Source organism: Acidovorax kalamii, assembly GCF_002245625.1.
GTDB lineage: Bacteria > Pseudomonadota > Gammaproteobacteria > Burkholderiales > Burkholderiaceae_C > Acidovorax > Acidovorax kalamii.
The window spans coordinates 709,904-727,065 of the sequence record NZ_NOIG01000004.1; the positions used below are offsets into that span (position 1 = coordinate 709,904).

At 65.5% G+C, this 17,162-nt stretch carries 15 protein-coding genes; 10 read left to right on the plus strand and 5 right to left on the minus strand.

All coding sequences use genetic code 11. The features are described 5' to 3' along the window. Positions 1-85 precede the first annotated feature (85 nt). On the minus strand, positions 86-391 hold the full coding sequence (locus CBY09_RS06350; protein ID WP_063461807.1) for a c-type cytochrome: 306 nt from the start codon (positions 389-391) through the stop codon (positions 86-88). Between the two features lie 115 nt (positions 392-506). Here CBY09_RS06350 and CBY09_RS06355 point away from each other — a divergent pair, with 115 nt between their 5' ends. Beyond that, positions 507-749: a TIGR04438 family Trp-rich protein gene (locus CBY09_RS06355; RefSeq protein WP_063461808.1), complete on the plus strand. Its 243-nt coding sequence runs from the start codon at positions 507-509 to the stop codon at positions 747-749. Positions 750-908: 159 nt separating this feature from the next. Here the strand turns inward: CBY09_RS06355 and ilvD (CBY09_RS06360) are convergent, their stop codons facing one another. Continuing rightward, the gene (gene ilvD, locus CBY09_RS06360) at positions 909-2,612 is read right to left on the minus strand and encodes a dihydroxy-acid dehydratase (protein WP_094287516.1); all 1,704 of its coding nucleotides are present in this window, start codon (positions 2,610-2,612) and stop codon (positions 909-911) included. A gap of 248 nt (positions 2,613-2,860) precedes the next feature. Between ilvD (CBY09_RS06360) and ilvD (CBY09_RS06365) the strand changes: the two genes are divergently transcribed. After that, a complete protein-coding gene (gene ilvD / locus CBY09_RS06365; RefSeq protein ID WP_094287518.1) occupies positions 2,861-4,720 on the plus strand; it encodes a dihydroxy-acid dehydratase in 1,860 nt (619 codons plus the stop codon). 157 nt (positions 4,721-4,877) lie between these two features. Here ilvD (CBY09_RS06365) and bfr read toward each other — a convergent pair whose 3' ends face one another. Further along, on the minus strand, positions 4,878-5,357 hold the full coding sequence (bfr, locus tag CBY09_RS06370) for a bacterioferritin (RefSeq protein ID WP_094287520.1): 480 nt from the start codon (positions 5,355-5,357) through the stop codon (positions 4,878-4,880). A gap of 183 nt (positions 5,358-5,540) precedes the next feature. Here bfr and lgt point away from each other — a divergent pair, with 183 nt between their 5' ends. Together lgt and CBY09_RS06380 are read left to right on the plus strand one after the other, a co-directional pair. Next, positions 5,541-6,380: a prolipoprotein diacylglyceryl transferase gene (gene lgt / locus CBY09_RS06375; protein WP_094287522.1), complete on the plus strand. Its 840-nt coding sequence runs from the start codon at positions 5,541-5,543 to the stop codon at positions 6,378-6,380. 9 nt (positions 6,381-6,389) lie between these two features. Continuing rightward, a complete protein-coding gene (locus CBY09_RS06380; protein WP_094287524.1) occupies positions 6,390-7,448 on the plus strand; it encodes a serine hydrolase domain-containing protein in 1,059 nt (352 codons plus the stop codon). Between the two features lie 17 nt (positions 7,449-7,465). Here the strand turns inward: CBY09_RS06380 and CBY09_RS06385 are convergent, their stop codons facing one another. After that, a complete protein-coding gene (locus CBY09_RS06385) occupies positions 7,466-8,386 on the minus strand; it encodes a LysR family transcriptional regulator (protein ID WP_094287526.1) in 921 nt (306 codons plus the stop codon). Positions 8,387-8,515: 129 nt separating this feature from the next. Between CBY09_RS06385 and CBY09_RS06390 the strand changes: the two genes are divergently transcribed. Then, complete coding sequence (locus tag CBY09_RS06390) at positions 8,516-10,012, plus strand: M20 family peptidase (RefSeq protein ID WP_094287528.1); 1,497 nt, start codon at positions 8,516-8,518, stop codon at positions 10,010-10,012. Positions 10,013-10,027: 15 nt separating this feature from the next. Here CBY09_RS06390 and CBY09_RS06395 read toward each other — a convergent pair whose 3' ends face one another. Next, the gene (locus CBY09_RS06395) at positions 10,028-10,945 is read right to left on the minus strand and encodes a DMT family transporter (protein WP_094287530.1); all 918 of its coding nucleotides are present in this window, start codon (positions 10,943-10,945) and stop codon (positions 10,028-10,030) included. A 122-nt stretch (positions 10,946-11,067) separates the two neighbouring features. On the opposite strand from CBY09_RS06395, the gene CBY09_RS06400 reads away from it, so the two are divergent. The 5 genes from CBY09_RS06400 to CBY09_RS06420 all read left to right on the plus strand — a co-directional run bounded on the left by CBY09_RS06400 (position 11,068) and on the right by CBY09_RS06420 (position 17,026). Beyond that, on the plus strand, positions 11,068-11,985 hold the full coding sequence (locus CBY09_RS06400) for a LysR family transcriptional regulator (protein WP_094288081.1): 918 nt from the start codon (positions 11,068-11,070) through the stop codon (positions 11,983-11,985). A 65-nt stretch (positions 11,986-12,050) separates the two neighbouring features. Then, a complete protein-coding gene (locus CBY09_RS06405) occupies positions 12,051-13,097 on the plus strand; it encodes an alpha/beta hydrolase family protein (RefSeq protein ID WP_094287532.1) in 1,047 nt (348 codons plus the stop codon). A 623-nt stretch (positions 13,098-13,720) separates the two neighbouring features. Further along, complete coding sequence (locus CBY09_RS06410) at positions 13,721-14,389, plus strand: GntR family transcriptional regulator (RefSeq protein ID WP_094287534.1); 669 nt, start codon at positions 13,721-13,723, stop codon at positions 14,387-14,389. Continuing rightward, positions 14,389-15,873, plus strand: coding sequence for a malonyl-CoA decarboxylase (locus tag CBY09_RS06415; protein WP_094287536.1), 1,485 nt, complete (start codon positions 14,389-14,391; stop codon positions 15,871-15,873). Before CBY09_RS06410 ends, CBY09_RS06415 begins: the two co-directional genes overlap by 1 nt. Positions 15,874-16,024: 151 nt before the next feature. Further along, positions 16,025-17,026, plus strand: a complete 1,002-nt coding sequence (locus CBY09_RS06420) for a Bug family tripartite tricarboxylate transporter substrate binding protein (protein WP_094287538.1) — start codon at positions 16,025-16,027, stop codon at positions 17,024-17,026. Positions 17,027-17,162: the final 136 nt, after the last annotated feature.

Below are 17,162 nucleotides of genomic sequence, written 5' to 3' on the forward strand. Positions count from 1 at the left end.
AGCCGCGTCACATACCCTGTGGCGCGGCTTTTTTGTTGCGGCTTTGGGGCGTTGCGCCCAGCGCCGCAGCGGCTTTAACGGTGACTTACTTCTGCGTCAGCACCCAGGCGGCCAGCTTCTTGGCGTCTGCGTCGTTGACCTGTGCGTTGGCAGGCATGGGTACGGGGCCCCACACGCCAGAACCACCCTTGACGATCTTGGCAGCCAGCTTGTCCACGGCGTCTTTCTGGCCTGCGTACTTGGCCGCCACGTCCTTGTACGACGGGCCCACCAGTTTCTTGTCCACCGCATGGCAGGCCATGCAGTTCTTCGATGTCGCCAGGGCCATGTCGGCCATTGCGGGTGCCGCAACCGACAGCGTCATGGCAAGAGTGATCAGGGTACGCTTCATGGTGGGATTTCCTGTGGTTGAGTTACAGTGCTTTTAATGGGATTGTAGTGACTTGGGTTGACAAACCCTTGTCCCGCATCAATCAGGCCTGTGATGGCATTTTCTGGAGATTGCGATGTATCTGCTGGGTCTTTCCCTTCTCATACTGGCACTGAAATATTTCGAAATCGGCCCCGTGGCGGCCTGGTCCTGGTGGTGGGTGCTGGCGCCTTTCGGGGCCACAGCACTGTGGTGGGCCTGGGCCGATTCCACGGGCTACACCAAGCGCAAGGCCATGGAAAAAATGGACCAGCGCAAGCAGGACCGCATCAACAAGCACAAGGAAGCCCTGGGCATTCAGCCGCGCAAGCCGCGCTGAACAGCTGGCGCGCTGGATGCAGCGCTGGTGTGGTTTGCCCACCAACAACAAAAAACGCCCGGAGCATTGCTTTCGGGCGTTTTTTTGTTGTCTGGAGCGGGTGGGGCCGCTGAGCTTGCCCCCCGAACTCACCCGGCCTCATGGCCCACCGATAACGCTTCAAAAAGCATCCAGCACCGCCCCCTTGCTGGCGCTCGATGCATTGAATGCAAACTTGGCCTGCACGCCCCGCGTGTAACGTGGGGCAGGGGCCGTCCAGGCGGCGCGGCGCTGGGCGATCTCTTCGTCGGGCACATTGAGCTGCAGCAGCAGCTGGCGCGCGTCGATGGTGATGCTGTCGCCTTCGTTGACGAAAGCAATCGTGCCGCCCGCCGCGGCCTCGGGCGCAACGTGGCCGACCACCATGCCCCAGGTTCCGCCGGAGAAGCGGCCGTCGGTGATCAGGCCCACGCTCTCGCCCAGGCCCGCGCCGATCAGAGCGCCGGTGGGTGCCAGCATCTCGGGCATGCCGGGGCCGCCCTTGGGGCCCAGGTAGCGCAGCACCATCACGTCGCCGGCCTTGATCTTGCCCGCGAGGATGGCTTCCAGTGCCGACTGCTCGTCGTCAAACACGCGGGCCGGGCCGGTGATCACGGGGTTCTTCAGACCGGTGATCTTGGCCACCGACCCCTCGGGGCTCAGGTTGCCCTTCAGGATGGCCAGGTGACCCTGCGCGTACATGGGGTTGCTGATGGGGCGGATCACGTCCTGGTCGGCGCGCGGCTGGTCCGGCACGTCCTTCAGCACCTCGGCAATCGTCTTGCCCTCGATGGTGAGGCAGTCGCCATGCAGCAGGCCCGCATTCAGCAGGATCTTCATGACCTGCGGGATGCCGCCTGCGCGGTGCAGGTCCACAGCGAGGTACTTGCCGCTGGGCTTCAAGTCGCACAGCACGGGGGTTTTTGCGCGCACGCGCTCAAAGTCGTCAATGCTCCACTCCACGCCTGCTGCGTGGGCAATGGCCAGGAAGTGCAGCACGGCGTTGGTCGATCCGCCCGTGGCCATGATCACGGCCACGGCGTTCTCGATGGACTTCTTGGTCACGATGTCGCGCGGCTTGATGTCCTTCTTGATGGCCTCGATCAGCACCTTGGCCGACTCCTTGGCCGAGTTCATCTTCTCGTCGTGCGGGTTGGCCATGGTGGACGAATACGGCAGGCTGATGCCCAGGGCCTCGAACGCGCTGCTCATCGTGTTGGCGGTGTACATGCCGCCGCAGGAGCCCGTGCCGGGGATGGCACGCTTTTCGATTTCCTTGAGGTCGAAGTCGCTCAGCTTGCCCGCCGCGTTCTCGCCCACGGCCTCGAACACGCTCACGATGTTCAGGTCCTTGCCCTGGTAGTGGCCGGGCAGGATGGTGCCACCGTACACGTAGATGGCGGGCACGTTGGCGCGCAGCATGCCCATCAGGCCGCCGGGCATGTTCTTGTCGCAGCCACCGACCACCAGCACGCCGTCCATCCACTGGCCGCCCACGCAGGTCTCGATGCAGTCGCTGATGACCTCACGGCTCACCAGGCTGTACTTCATGCCTTCGGTGCCCATGGCCATGCCATCGCTGATGGTGGGGGTGCCGAACACCTGGGCGTTGCCACCGGCTTCTTCGATGCCCGCGATGGCTGCGTCGGCCAGCTTCTGCAGGCCGCTGTTGCAGGGGGTGATGGTGCTGTGGCCGTTGGCCACGCCCACCATGGGTTTCACGAAGTCGCCTTCCTCGTAGCCCATGGCGTAGTACATGGAGCGGTTGGGTGCGCGCGACTTGCCCTGGGTGATGTTGGCGCTGCGGCGGTTGATGGGCGCGGAGGGCTTGCTGGAGTCGGTCATCGTGGGGCGTCCTGGTCTCGGGGTTGGGGGCTGGAGCGGAATGGATCATTCTGCCAGCGCCGTCGCGGGGCGTGGGGGCTGCCCCCGCAATCCCCAACGCCGCCGCCCCCGGGCGGGCCCAGAGGGCTGGGCGATAATTGACAGGTTTGCCCCCGGCACGGCTCAAGAGGCTGTTGCGACGGGTGCGAGAGGGGTCTTTATTCCCGTGGCCCGCTTCACTTCCCCGCGATATTCCCTGAGCCAGCACGATGCCCATCTACCGTTCCAAAACCTCCACCGCCGGTCGCAACATGGCAGGAGCCCGCTCCCTGTGGCGCGCCACCGGCATGAAAGACGATGACTTCAGCAAGCCGATCATCGCGGTGGTCAATTCGTTCACCCAGTTCGTGCCCGGCCACGTGCACCTGAAGGACCTGGGCCAGCTGGTGGCCCGCGAGATCGAAGCCGCTGGCGGCGTGGCAAAAGAGTTCAACACCATTGCCGTGGACGACGGCATCGCCATGGGCCACGACGGCATGCTGTATTCGCTGCCCAGCCGCGACATCATTGCCGACTCGGTCGAGTACATGGTCAACGCGCACTGCGCTGATGCCATGGTGTGTATCTCCAACTGCGACAAGATCACCCCCGGCATGCTGATGGCCGCGATGCGCCTGAACATCCCGGTCATTTTCGTCTCCGGCGGCCCGATGGAAGCGGGCAAGACCCGCCTAGCCAACCCGGTCACCAAGGTCATGGAGTTCAAGAAGCTCGACCTGGTGGATGCGATGGTGATTGCCGCCGACACCAACTACTCCGACGCCGACGTGGCCGAGGTCGAGCGCTCGGCCTGCCCCACTTGCGGTTCGTGCTCGGGCATGTTCACCGCCAACTCCATGAACTGCCTGACCGAAGCGCTGGGCCTGTCGCTGCCCGGCAACGGCACGGTGGTGGCCACGCACGCCGACCGCGAGCAACTCTTCAAGCGTGCAGGCCGCCGCATCGTGGACCTGGCCAAGCAGTACTACGAGCAGGACGACGAACGCGTGCTGCCCCGCTCGGTGGGCTTCAAGGCGTTTGAAAACGCCATGACGCTGGACATCGCCATGGGCGGCTCCACCAATACCATCCTGCACCTGCTGGCGATTGCCAAAGAGGCCGAGATCCCTTTCACCATGGCCGACATCGACCGCCTCTCGCGCGTCGTGCCGCAGCTGTGCAAGGTGGCGCCCAACACCAACAAGTACCACATCGAAGACGTGCACCGCGCGGGCGGCATCATGGCCATCCTGGGCGAGCTGGACCGCGCGGGCAAGCTGCACACCGATGTGCCGACTGTGCACGCCCCCACGCTGAAAGACGCGCTGGATCAGTGGGACATCGTGCGCACACAAGACGAAGCCGTGCGCACCTTCTACATGGCAGGCCCCGCAGGCATCCCCACCCAGGTGGCGTTCAGCCAGAACACCCGCTGGCCCAGCCTGGACCTGGACCGCGCCGAGGGCTGCATCCGCTCCTACGACCACGCCTTCAGCAAGGAAGGCGGCCTGGCCGTGCTGACCGGCAACATCGCGGTGGACGGCTGCGTGGTCAAGTCGGCCGGTGTGGACGAAAGCATCCTGGTGTTCGAGGGCACGGCCCATGTCACCGAGTCGCAGGACGAGGCCGTTGCCAACATCCTGGCCGACAAGGTCAAGGCCGGTGACGTGGTCATCGTGCGTTATGAAGGCCCCAAGGGCGGCCCCGGCATGCAGGAAATGCTCTACCCCACCAGCTACATCAAGTCCAAGGGCCTGGGCAAGGCCTGCGCGCTGCTGACGGACGGGCGCTTCTCGGGCGGCACCTCGGGCCTGTCGATTGGCCACTGCTCGCCCGAAGCCGCTGCGGGCGGTGCCATCGGCCTGGTGCAGAACGGCGACCGCATCCGCATCGACATCCCCAACCGCACGATCAATGTGCTGGTGAGCGATGAAGAACTGGCCAAGCGCCGCGAAGCGCAGAACGCCAAGGGCTGGAAGCCCGCCCAGCCGCGCCCACGCAAGGTGTCGGCCGCGCTCAAGGCCTATGCCAAGCTGGTGATGTCGGCCGACAAGGGCGCTGTGCGCGATTTGTCGCTGCTGGAAGACTGACCGGCCGCAGGGGAGGGGCAACGCCCCTCCACCCACAAAAAAGCCGCATCCCGAGGGTGCGGCTTTTTTATGGGTTTTGCTTCTATTTTGATAGCATATCGGGCATGCTGGTCGCGCGCAGAGGCCGATTTTCTTCTGAAGTTTTGAGGTGTATGGCCTACGCCGCCGCGCTGCCCATCTGTGACTGCAGGTAGTTGGGCAGGCCAATCTTGTCGATTAGGCCCAGCTGTTTTTCAAGCCAATAGGCGTGGTCTTCCTCGGTGTCGCGCAGCTGGGCCAGCAGCAGGTCGCGGCTCACGTAGTCGCCCACGCTCTCGCACAGGGCCATGCCTTTTTGCAGCGCGGCGCGCACCTCGTATTCGGTGGCCAGGTCTTTTTGCAGCATCTCGGGCACGGTCTCGCCCGGGGTGAAGGGGTTGGGGCGCATGTCGGGGCGGCCGCCCAGAAAGAGGATGCGGCGCAGCAGCGCGTCGGCGTGCTGGGTTTCTTCCTGCATCTCGTGGTCCAGGCGCGTGTAGAGCTTGATGAAGCCCAGATCCTCATAGGTGCGCGAGTGCACGAAATACTGGTCGCGCGCGGCCAGCTCGCCGCGCAGCAGTTCCTTGAAATACTCGATGACCTGTGGGTTTCCCTGCATGTTTTTGTCCTTTGCTTCTGGGCGGCGAGTATCGCGCGGTCCCGAGCGGCCCAAAGCCAATGTCCCCGCATTCGCGCTCTGCATGCGTACGGTGATCAGACGCGTTCGCATTGAGTGGGTGGATGGCGTGGATTGGACGCATAGCGCCCGGGCCATTCGCGCAAAGGCACAATACCGCCCACCATGCTGACCTACCCCCACATCGACCCCGTCGCCCTGCAGATCGGCCCGCTGGCCATTCACTGGTACGGCCTTACCTATCTGGCGGCCTTTGGCCTGTTCATGCTGCTGGGCATCCGGCGCCTGCAGCACGAGCCCTTCGCCTCCATCACTGGCCCGGGCGCCTGGACGCGCAAGGACGTGGAGGACATCCTCTTCCTGGGCGTGGCCGGTGTGGTCATCGGCGGGCGGCTGGGGTACTGCCTGTTCTACAAACCCGGCTACTACCTGACCCATCCGCTGGAGATTTTTGCCGTGTGGCAGGGCGGTATGGCCTTCCATGGCGGTTTGCTGGGCGTGATCGTGGCCATGCTGTGGTTTGCGCATTCGCGCCAGCGCCCCTGGCTGCAGGTGGCCGACTTTGTGGCGCCCTGCGTGCCCACGGGTCTCGCGGCCGGGCGGGTGGGCAACTTCATCAACGGCGAACTGTGGGGCCGCTTTGCCAGCTCCGATCTGCCCTGGGGCATGGTGTTTGCGCACAGTGGCTCGATGCAGCCACGCCACCCTTCGCAGGTCTACCAGTTCCTGATGGAAGGGTTGCTGCTGTTCATCCTGCTGTGGTTGTACGCGCGCAAGGAGCGCCGCCAGGGCCAGGTGGCAGCTGCCTTCCTGTTCGGCTACGGCGTGTTCCGCTTCATTGCCGAATACTTCCGCGAGCCCGATGCCTTCCTGGGCATCCTGTCGCTGGGCATGAGCATGGGGCAGTGGCTGTGTGTGCCGATGATCGTGGGTGGCATCGCGCTATGGCTGTGGGCTGGCAAGCACGAAGGCGGCACGGGCGCACTCACTGCATCCAAGTCCTGACCTGGTGACATGGCTCTGCCACCGCTGACCCGCCGCCAGCTCCTGCTGGCCAGTGCTGCGGCGTCGCCACTTCTGGCCTCGTGCGCTGCAGACCTGACCCGCTACCAGGGCCGGCCGGTGGTTGAGGTGGCGTCGGAGCTGGGTGTATGCGCTGCCGCATTCGCCACATTGCGTGTCGGCAAGGCACAGCCGACCGAGGTGGCAGGCCGCTGCAGTGTGGCCCCGGACGCCGTGTTCCAGGCGGCCTCGCTGACCAAGCCTGCCGTCGCCTACGGGGCGCTGCGCCTGGTGCTGGCAGGGCAGCTGGACCTGCAGGCGCCCGTCTCGCAGTACCTGCCGCAGGGCTATGTGCACTACCAGCATGCGCTGCGGCGCGCACCGGGCGACGCCAGCGACACGGTTCCCGCCAGCACGCTGGTCCGCATTCCGTTGGCCAGCCTGCTCAACCACACCTCGGGCCTGCCTAACTGGACGGGCGGCGCACTGGCTCCGGCCTTCGATCCCGGCCAGCGCTGGCGCTATTCCGGCGAAGGTTATGTGCTGCTGCAGGCCGTGATGGAGGCCGTCACTGGCGTGCCCATTGCACCGTGGATGGACGCGCAGGTCTTTGCGCCCCTGGGCATGCACGACTCCAGCCTGGTGTGGAAAAGCGCCTACGCAGGCCGGGCAATGCATGCCGATGGCGGCGCCAGTGGGGTGACATGGCGCCAGCCGGTGGCCGCCGCATCCCTGTACACCACGGCCGGCGACTTTGCGCGCTTGCTGGCGGCTTTCGTATCTGACGAGAAGCTGTGTGCACTGGCTCTGTCGGCCCCTGTAGTGGCAGACAAGGATTTGTCATTGGAATGGGGCTATGGCTGGGGCATCGAGCGCACGCAGGCGGGCCCCCTGCTCTGGCAGTGGGGCAACAACCCGGGCTTTCGCAATTTCGCCATGGTCTCGCCCACCACCCGCGATGGCTTCGTGCTGCTGACGAACAGCGACCGGGGGATGGCCCTGGCTGCGCCGCTGGCGCAGCGGGTGCTGCCCGGGGAGCACCCGGTGTTCAGATCGTCCCTGCTGGGCTGACGGCTGCCAGCAAGCTCCTATCTCAACAGGCCGGTTTCGTCCAGCCAGCCCTGCACCTGCTGCCGGATGCCGTCGAGCACGGGGTTGGGTGCGCGCGCCACGCGTTGCACCCACGCGATGTGTGACTCCAGGCCCTGCGTCGGAATGTCCAGTGCCACCAGCTGACCCTGCGCGAGGAGGGGCGCCGCCGGGGCCATGATGCCCAGATAGATCGCGTCGGTGCGGCAGGCCACGTCCAGCAGATCGGCCACCGATTCGCTGCCCAGGGTGATCAGCGTGTCTGGATGCGCCTGCAGGCCCAGGCGCTGCACCAGCAGCCGCCCCATCGCCACGCTCATGCCGGTGCAGGCCACGGGAAACCCCGTGAGGTCGGCAAACATGATCGGATGGCGCTGCGTCAACGGATGGCCGGGGCGCACCATGACGCCAGTGGGCAGCTGTGCCAGCCGATGCACCTCCAGATCGGCATGGGCGCCGGGGATGGAACGCTGGTCCATCACCAGCGCATCCAGCGTGTGGTCCCGCAGAGCCTGTATCTGCTGGGCCTGGGCACCACCGCTCAACTGCAGGCGCATGTGGCCGGTATGCGTGGCGGCCATGTGCAGCAGGTGGCGGCCGAGCAGAGCGTGGGGCGTGGCGGTCATTCCCAGGCGCACCGCGCCCGCTTCGCCACTGACATGGTGGCGCACCACCTGGTGCAACTCGTCGGCCTGCGCCACCACCTGGCGTGCATGTTCCAGCACCGTACGGCCGATGGGCGTGAGCGCGTTGCGGTGGCCGCTGCGCTCGACCAGCGCTGCGCCCAGGTGCGCCTCCAGCATGGCGATGCTGCGGCTGAAGGCGGCCTGCGAGCGCTGGGTGCTGTCGGCCGCTCGCGTGAAGCTGCCGCTGTCGGCCAGGGCGATGAAGTGGCGCAACTGGGCAATGGTGGTTGTCATGCAGAAAACCGAACAAATCGGCCGAAATTATGCATTGGACTAACATTTAGTTACCGCATTAGCATCCGCTTTCTTTTTCGGTGCGCTGCTTGCCAGCGCCCATCCATTTCTGAGAAAGCTGCGACGTCGATGATCAAAAAAATCCTGCTCGGGCTGCTCGCTCTGGTGCTGCTGCTGGCCGCCGCCCTGGGCATCAACACGGCGCGCAAGGGATCGCGCCAACTGGAGGTGCCGCCCATTGCCCGCCTGCCGGTGGACGATGCCGCCGTGGCCCAGCGCCTGGCCGAGGCCGTGCGCCTGCGCACCGAGTCCTCGCGCGACGATGCCCAGGCCAATGTGGGCCAGTTTTTGCAGTTCCACGCGCTGCTGCAGCAGCGTTTTCCGCTGGTGCACGCCAAACTGAAGCGCGAAGTGGTAGGCGACCTGAGCCTGCTCTATACCTGGCCCGGCGGCGATGCTGGCGCCGCGCCGGTAATGCTGATGGCGCACCAGGACGTGGTGCCCGTGGCCCCCGGCACCGAGGGCGATTGGGCGCAACCTCCGTACTCCGGCGCCATCGAGGGCGGCTATGTCTGGGGCCGGGGCTCGTGGGACGACAAGGGCAATCTCATGAGCCAGTTGGAGGCTGTGGAGATGCTGCTGGCCAGCGGCTTCACGCCCCAGCGCACCATCTACCTGGCCTTTGGTGCTGACGAAGAAGTGGGCGGCCTGCGCGGCGCCGCCCAGATCGCCGCGCTGCTGCAACAGCGCAAGGTGCGGCTGGACTTCGTGATCGACGAGGGCCTGCTGATTCTGGACGGCGTGATGCCCGGCCTGTCCAAACCCGCTGCCGTCATCGGCGTGGCCGAGAAGGGCTATATGTCGGTGGTGATGAAAATGTCCGGCACGCCCGGCCATTCGTCCATGCCGCCGCACAAGGGCAGCAGCGCCATCGCCATGATGAGTGACGCGCTCAAGCGCCTGGACGAGGAGCAGATGCCCGGCGGCATCCGGGGCGTGGCGGGCGAGCTGTTTGACACCCTGGCGCCCGAGATGGGCGGCGTGAACCGTGTGGTGCTGTCCAACCTGTGGCTGTTTCGCCCCGTGGTGCAAAAGCAGCTCGAAGGCGCAGCCAGCACCAACGCCATGCTGCGCACCACCACGGCGCTGACCATCGTTCAGGCTGGCAACCGCGACAACGTGGTGCCCGGCCGCGCCGAGGCCACGGTCAACTTCCGCCTGCTGCCCGGCGATACCCAGGAGCATGTGATGGACCATGTGCGCAGCAAGATCAGCGCGCCCGCCGCACAGGTGGAGCTGAGCACCTTGCCCGGCGCGGTCGAGGCGTCCAAGGTGGCGCCTACCGACTCCACCCAGTACCGCCTGCTCAACCAGACCATCCGCGAGGTTTTCCCCGACGTGCTGGTGGCCCCGGGGCTGATGGTGGCGGGCACGGATTCGCAACACTACGGCGCCATCAGCGACCACATCTTCAAGTTCTCGCCCGTGCGTGCCAATTCAGAAGACCTGAAGCGTTTTCATGGCACTGACGAGCGGCTGGAGATTGCCAACTATGCGGATGCGATCCGGTTCTATCACCGGCTGATTGGCCAGGTCAGCCAGACGGCAGCGCCCACCAAGCCGTGATGCGGCCAGGAAGCATCAGGCGGGCGATGGGCTGCGCCGGGCCATGGTCCACAGCGCTGCACCAACGATGAGCGCGCCGCCTAGCCAGGCGGTGGGGCTGAGCTGCTCGCCCAGCCAGAACACCGCAAACAGCGCGCCAAACGCGGGTTCGCTGCCCATGAGCAGGCCCACGCGGGTGGGTGGGCTGTGGCGCAGGGCCCAGTTTTGCACCACAAACGCAAACACCGTACAGCCCAGCACCAGGTAGACGCAGGCCAGCCAGAAGGCGCTGCCATCGGAGAGCGAGGGCAGCGGTGGCAGTGTGCCCGGCAGGGCCAGTGCCAACAGCAGGCTGCCCAGGCCAATCACCCCTGCCTGCACCGCCGTGAGCGCCAGCACGGGTGCGTTGCGGCGGCGGGCGAGCCGGGTGGTCTGGCACACGGTGATGGCGCGCAGCACGGCGGCAGCCAGCATCAGTGCGTCGCCCCAGCCCCACTGGCCCGAAAAGCCGCCGCTGAGCAGCGCAGCGCCTAGCAGCGAGACCGCTGCAAAGGCAAACATCGCGCGGCCGGGCCGCTGGCGCAGCAGCCACCACTCGGCAAACGGGGTAAACACCACACACAGGCTGATCAGAAAAGCCGCATTGCTGGCCTGCGTGAGCGCCAGCCCAAAGGTTTCGCACAGAAAAATGCCCAGCATCAGCGCACCCAGGGGCAGACCCGCCGCCAGGGCATCGCGCCGCTCTGGCGCCGGGGCGCGCAGCAGCGCGGGCAGCAGCAGCGCAAAAGTCAGCAAAAAACGCACGGCCAGAAACCCCAGCACGGGGTAAAACACCAGCGCCCCCTTGGCGACGCCATAGCTGGTGCCCCACACCACGGCGACCAGCAGCAGCGCCAGGTCAGACAGGCGCGGGGCCAGGGGGGATGCGGGGGCGAGCGACAGGGTGGAGTGCATGGGGAAGGTAGGCGGGCCGGTGGGTGGAGGAGGGGGCTCTGCGGCAGTTTTGCAGGGCACTGAAATTATCGATTTGCGCATGCGTGGTGATAATCGCCATCCAGGAACAGAACTTGTGCACGATGAGCATCAATCAACCCCTCGACAGCCTGCCCGACATGGCGGTGTTTGCGCGCGTGGTGGACGCGGGCAGCTTTTCTGAAGCGGCCCGGCAGCTGGGCATCACCCCATCGGCCGTGAGCCGCCAGGTGGCGCGGCTGGAGGGCGCTCTGCGTGTGCGTCTGCTGGAGCGCACCACCCGCAAGCTCAAGCTCACCGACGCTGGGGCCGCCGCCTACAGCCGCTGCCAGGCCATGGTGGCCGCCGCGCGCGAGGTGTGGGCGCTGAGCGACACCCACTCGGCCGCGCCCTCGGGCCTGGTGCGCATGAGCATGCCCAAGGCCGTGGGCCGCCAGCTGGTGCACCCGCTGGTGCTACCGTTTTTGCAAAAGTACCCCGAGGTGGACGTGCAACTGCTCATCACCGACCGCACGGTGGACCTGTTCGAGGAATCCATCGACCTGGCCCTGCGCGTGACCGACACGCCGCCCCCCGGCCTGGCAGGGCGGCCGCTCGCCACCTTGCACCACTGCATCTGCGCCAGCCCGCGTTACCTGGCCGAGCGCGGCCATCCCCAGCACCCGCGCGATCTGGAGCAGCACGCCTGCATCACCCTGGGCGAGGACGAGCGCGACCGGCACTGGCGTTTTGAAGGCGCGGGCGAAGCCGCCACCGTGGCCGTGCGCGGCCGCTACGTGGCCAACCACAGCGAGGTGCGGCTGGAGGCGGCTTTGAGCCACCTGGGCATTGCCAGCCTGCCGGGCTTCACGGCGCGCGCGGCGCTGGAGCGGGGTGATCTGGTGGCCGTGCTGCCGGACTGGCAGCACAAGACCTCGTACGCGGGCACGGCCTGGCTGCTGTACCCGCCGAATCGGTTTTTGCCCGCGAAGCTGCGGGTGTGGATTGACCACCTGGTGTTGGGGTTTGCGGGGGTGGAGTAGGTTGAGCCAGTTCGCCGGGCAGCCAGCTTGCCCTGAGCCAGCAACAAGGTCACATAGGAGTAGCGATGTACAAGGTTGGACAGCAAGTCAAAAGATGGAAGGATGTTTCGCGACAGAACTGGTCCAAGTCTGACGCTCGACCTCTCACTACGGTGATCTGGTATCCGGCAGATGGTGGAGCCGAGGAAGAGGACTTCCTCATCGGGGCGCCGGAGCCATTGTTTCTGTTGCGCGATGTGGCGCGCGACGCGCCTGTTTTGGCAAGTCCTCGCGTTTTTCCCGTAGTGCTGTTGTCGCACGGTACCGGCGGCAGCGCATTCCAGCTGGGGTGGCTTGGCCGTGCTCTCGCGGCCCAAGGCCATATCGCTGTGGCTGTGAATCACCACGGCAACACAAGCATTGAGCCGTACGTGCCACACGGATTTTTGCTGTGGTGGGAGCGCGCGAAGGACTTGACTGCTGCGCTGGATCAGCTTCTGGCGGACCCGCTCTTGGGTGATCGGGTTGATGTTGCTCGTATCGGAGCTGCTGGCTTCTCGCTCGGCGGCTACACGGCTTTGACCGTCGTGGGTGGCCGTTGCAGCCTGGAGCATTTTTTTGCGCTCAGTCGCGCGAACGGTGAATCTGCGCCTGCGGGTCCTCGCGAGTTCCCCGACGTGGGTAAGGTGTGGGACGAACTCATGAACACCGATCCTGCGTTTGTGAACTCCGTTGCAGAGCATGCGCGCTCGTACCGCGACGAGCGGATCAAGGCGGCATTTGTGATGAACCCAGCGCTCGGTGGGGCGTTTGACGCTGGCGGACTGGCCGATATCCGCGTGCCTGTTCATATCGTAGTCACGGCAGGCGACCAAGAGGTGCCGCCGCTATCGAATGGCTCCCGCTATGCGAATCACATCGCTTCGGCTGAACTCACCTGGATTGATGGTCCGGCTGGACACTACGTTTTTTTGGCGGAACCCACAGCTGCTGGCAAGAAACAGCTACCGCTACTCTGTGTAGACGATCCCTTGATCGATCGGAGGGCCATCCAAGATGCAGTTGCAAACTTGGCGTGTTCATTCTTCGAACAGCATCTGGTGTTGCCGTCGCGAAGTTCCGCCGCCTATTGAGGTCGCCATGCGTTCGCACCAGATCCGCTTTTTCTGAATGACGCTCGTACGCACTCTGTGACGCACGTACGGGCAAAGTGAGGCATATGTCACGCTTCGCGGCCTGCAATCTTTGTTGTCTGGCAATTGCGGCCCTACCATCTCGATGCCGTTAATTCTGACGGTTCGATCCCACGAAGCATCGAGATATGCAAGATTTAGCCCGCCCCGTGCGGGCTATTTTTTTGCGCAACGCTGGGGGGGATGTCTGCCGTCAGCGGACTGGGGCGCGATGAGATGGGGTCAGCCCTGTCACCGGGTCGGAGCGCCGTGAGTGGCGTTTTTTGGGCGTCCAGCACCGCCCGCCCAGCGCCCCCACGTTGCTCCGCCGCCGCAATCCCCCACTTTTGTGTAACTGAACCCTTCAATACGCATTTTTTGCTTGTTATTTTGCGTAATTATGAGAAATTACGTGCATGGCGAAGCGATGCACCCGGTAGCCAGCATTTAACGGTGTGTTGCGAGCAGTAAAGGTGGGGCAAGCCGTTGGGTGTCTGCGGCGGCTTCTTCTGATCTGCGCGCCATGGCAATCAAGCGATCAAAAGGTATCTCAGTGGGTCGATGACCCTGGAGCCCAGCCCACCATGCGTCCCGTTCCGAACTCCCTGCACGATGAAGTCGCCTCGCGGCTGCGGGACCTGATTTTTGCGGGGGATCTGCGGCCCGGCAGTTTTCTGGACGAGGCCGCGCTGTGCGAGCGGCTCGAAATCTCGCGCACGCCGCTGCGCGAGGCGCTCAAGGTGCTGGTGGCCGAGGGGCTGCTGCGCCACGAGCCGCGCCGGGGCTGTTTTGTGGCCGAGATCACCGACAAGGACCTGGACGACCTGTTCCCGGTGATTGCGCTGCTGGAAGGCCGCGCAGCGCACGAGGCCACGAACAAGGCGAGCGGGGCCGATGTGGCGGCGCTGGAGCTGCTGCACCAGCGGCTGCAGCAGTGTGCGGCCGAGGGGCGCATCACCGATTACTACGAGGCCAACTACGCCATCCACGAGGCCTTCATCACGCTGGCCGATAACCGCTGGCTGGCCCAGGTGATTGGTGACCTGCGCAAGATCCTGCGCCTGGCGCGCCACCAGACCTTGCACGCCCCGGGCCGCCTGCAGCAAAGCCTGGCCGAGCACCTGGCCGTGTTTGCTGCCCTCAAGGCCCGTGACTCGGAAGCCGCCGAAGAGGCCATGCGCACCCATCTGTTGCGCCAGCGCGATGCGCTGCGCGACATCGCCCGCAATCAGCAATCGAGGTTGACACCATGATGAACAGCACCCCCGAATGGATCACCCGCAGCGTGTCGCGCCTGCGCCCTAGTGCCCCCGCGGCCGACAAGGCCGGTGACAAGCTGGCCAAGTCGGCCCTCGACAAATCCGTGACCGATGTGGTGGCCAAGGTGGCCGTGCCACGTTCCACCAACGAGCGGCTGGCCGCCACGCTGCGCCGGGGGCAGGAGGCACTGTCGCCCCGCGCGCTGCGCCGCCTGCTGGCCGACCTGCAGGAGGTGGTGGCCCCGCAGGTGAGCGAAATCGAAGGCGGGCGCCGCGCGCAGGCCGTGGCCGAGTGGTATGCGAAGGCCGAGCCCGAGGAAAGGCGCGACATGTGGCTGCTGATGTGCGAGCAGTTCGCGCCCGATGCCACGCGCTTCAAGTCGGCCCGCCAGCGTTACGAAGCGGCGGCGGGCACGGCCGAGGAGGGCCAGGCCGAGATCAGCCTGCGCCGTGCTTTGGTGTCGCCGCGCACGCGGCTGCTGCAGCGGTTTTCGGCCTTCCCCGAAGGCATGCGCTTTCTCGTGGACATGCGTGCCGAGATCCTGCCCTTGCTCAAGGCCGACAAGCGCTTGCTGCCGCTCGATGCCGAGCTGGAGCACCTGTTCTCGACCTGGTTCGATGTGGCCTTTCTGGAGCTGCGCCGCCTTTCGTGGGACTCGCCCGCGTCGCTGCTCGAAAAGCTCATCAAGTACGAGGCCGTGCACGACATCCGCAGCTGGGCCGACCTGAAGAACCGCCTGGACAGCGACCGCCGCTGCTACGGCTTCTTCCACCCGCGCCTGCCCAACGAACCGCTGATCTTTGTGGAGGTGGCGTTGCTCGACAAGATCTCGTCCAGCATTACCCCGTTGCTGGATGAGGCCGCTGCGCCCGTGGATATCACACGGGCCACCACCGCCATCTTCTATTCGATCAGCAACACGCAGACGGGCCTGCGCGGCGTGAGCTTTGGCGATTCGCTCATCAAGCATGTGGTGGAAACGCTCACTGCCGAGTTTCCGCGCCTGCGCACCTTTGCCACGTTGTCGCCCATCCCGGGCTTCCGCGCCTGGCTTTCCAAACATGCGGGCGCCATGCTGGAGCGCCTGGACGACAAACGCCGGGCCGAACTGGGCCGCGCCGTGGGCTTTGAGCCGCCGCAGGCCACGCACTTGCTGGGCGCCATCGACAAGGCGCTGGAGCTGGATGCCAGGTCGCCCGTACGCCAGATGCTGCTGGAATGCGCCGCGTACTATCTGGGCCGCGAGATGCAGGAGGGCAAGCCGGTGGACCCGGTGGCCCGCTTCCACCTGGGCAACGGTGCTCGGGTAGAGCGCCTCAACTGGGCGGGCGATCCGTCGTCCAAGGGGCAGAAACAGTCGTACGGACTCATGGTGAATTACCTGTATGACCTGAAACGCATCGACAAGCACCGCAGCCTGCTGGCGCAGGGCAAGGTGCCGGTGTCGGGCGACATCGACAGCCTGTGCCGCGACTGAATGAGGGTGTAGGCGGCCAATGGGGTGAGTGAGTTGTGAGTTGGTCGGTAAGTGCGTGACGGAGTGAATGACGGAGCGTGGCCGGGTGCCCCACATGGCGCCCGGCCTGCGTTGCTGACAATGATTTTTTACAACGACAGGAGACAAGCGAATGAATAGAAACCCATCGCGAATTCAACGCCGGGATGTGCTGCTGGGCGCTGCCGCTGCGGGCTTGGGCCTGGCCAGCGGCAGCAGCTGGGCGCAGGCCTCGGCCTGGCCCGCCAAGCCGGTGAACCTGGTGGTGCCGTTTCCGGCCGGGGGCGGTACCGATGCCTTTGCGCGCCCGCTGGCGGCGCAGTTTTCCAAGGCCACTGGCAAGACGCTGGTGATCGACAACCGGGGTGGCGCGGGCGGCACGGTGGGGGCCAGCTTTGCCTCCAAGGCGGCGCCAGACGGCTACACCCTGTTCATGGGGGCGGTGCACCACGCGATTGCGCCGTCGATGTACCCCAAGCTCGACTACGACATCGAGAAGGACTTCGTGCCGCTGTTCCTGCTGGCCAACGTGCCCCAGGTGGTGGTGGTCAACCCCAAGGCCGTGCCCGTGAACAACTTTCAGCAGTTCATGGACTACGTCAAGCGCAACCCGGCAAAGCTCAACTATGGCTCGGCCGGTGCGGGCACCTCGCACCATCTGGCGGGCGAGCTTTTCAAGCAGCAGACGGGCACCTTCATCACCCACATCCCCTACCGGGGCGCAGGCCCTGCGCTGCAGGACCTGATCGGCGGCCAGGTGGACATGATGTTTGACGGCCTGGGTTCGTCGGCAGCGCATATCAAGGCTGGCCGCATCAAGGCGCTGATGGTGTCGGGCGCCAAGCGCAATGCGGCCTTCCCTGACGTGCCCTGCGCTGCCGAAGTGGGCTTGCCCGACTACACCGTGACCACCTGGTACGGCCTGTGGGCGCCCAAGGGCACACCCGCCGACGTGCAGGCGCGCATCGTGGACGAGGTGCGCAAGCTGGGCAGTGCCGATGAACTCAAGGCCATCTGGGCCAACAACGGCGCGGAGTATGGCGGCATGACGCAGCAGCAGTTTGCGGGCATGGTGAGCAGCGAGGTCAAGCGCTGGGCGGCGGTGGTGAAAGCCTCCGGCGCAAAGCTTGACTAACCCCATGAGGCGCTTCGCGCCATCCCCCCAAGGGGGACGCCACCCGTGGCTTGGCGGAGCCAGTTCCACGGTGGCACTGGCGATGGCGCAGCGCGGGTACGAAGGCCGTGGCGGTATGTGAAGGGAATGGAAACAA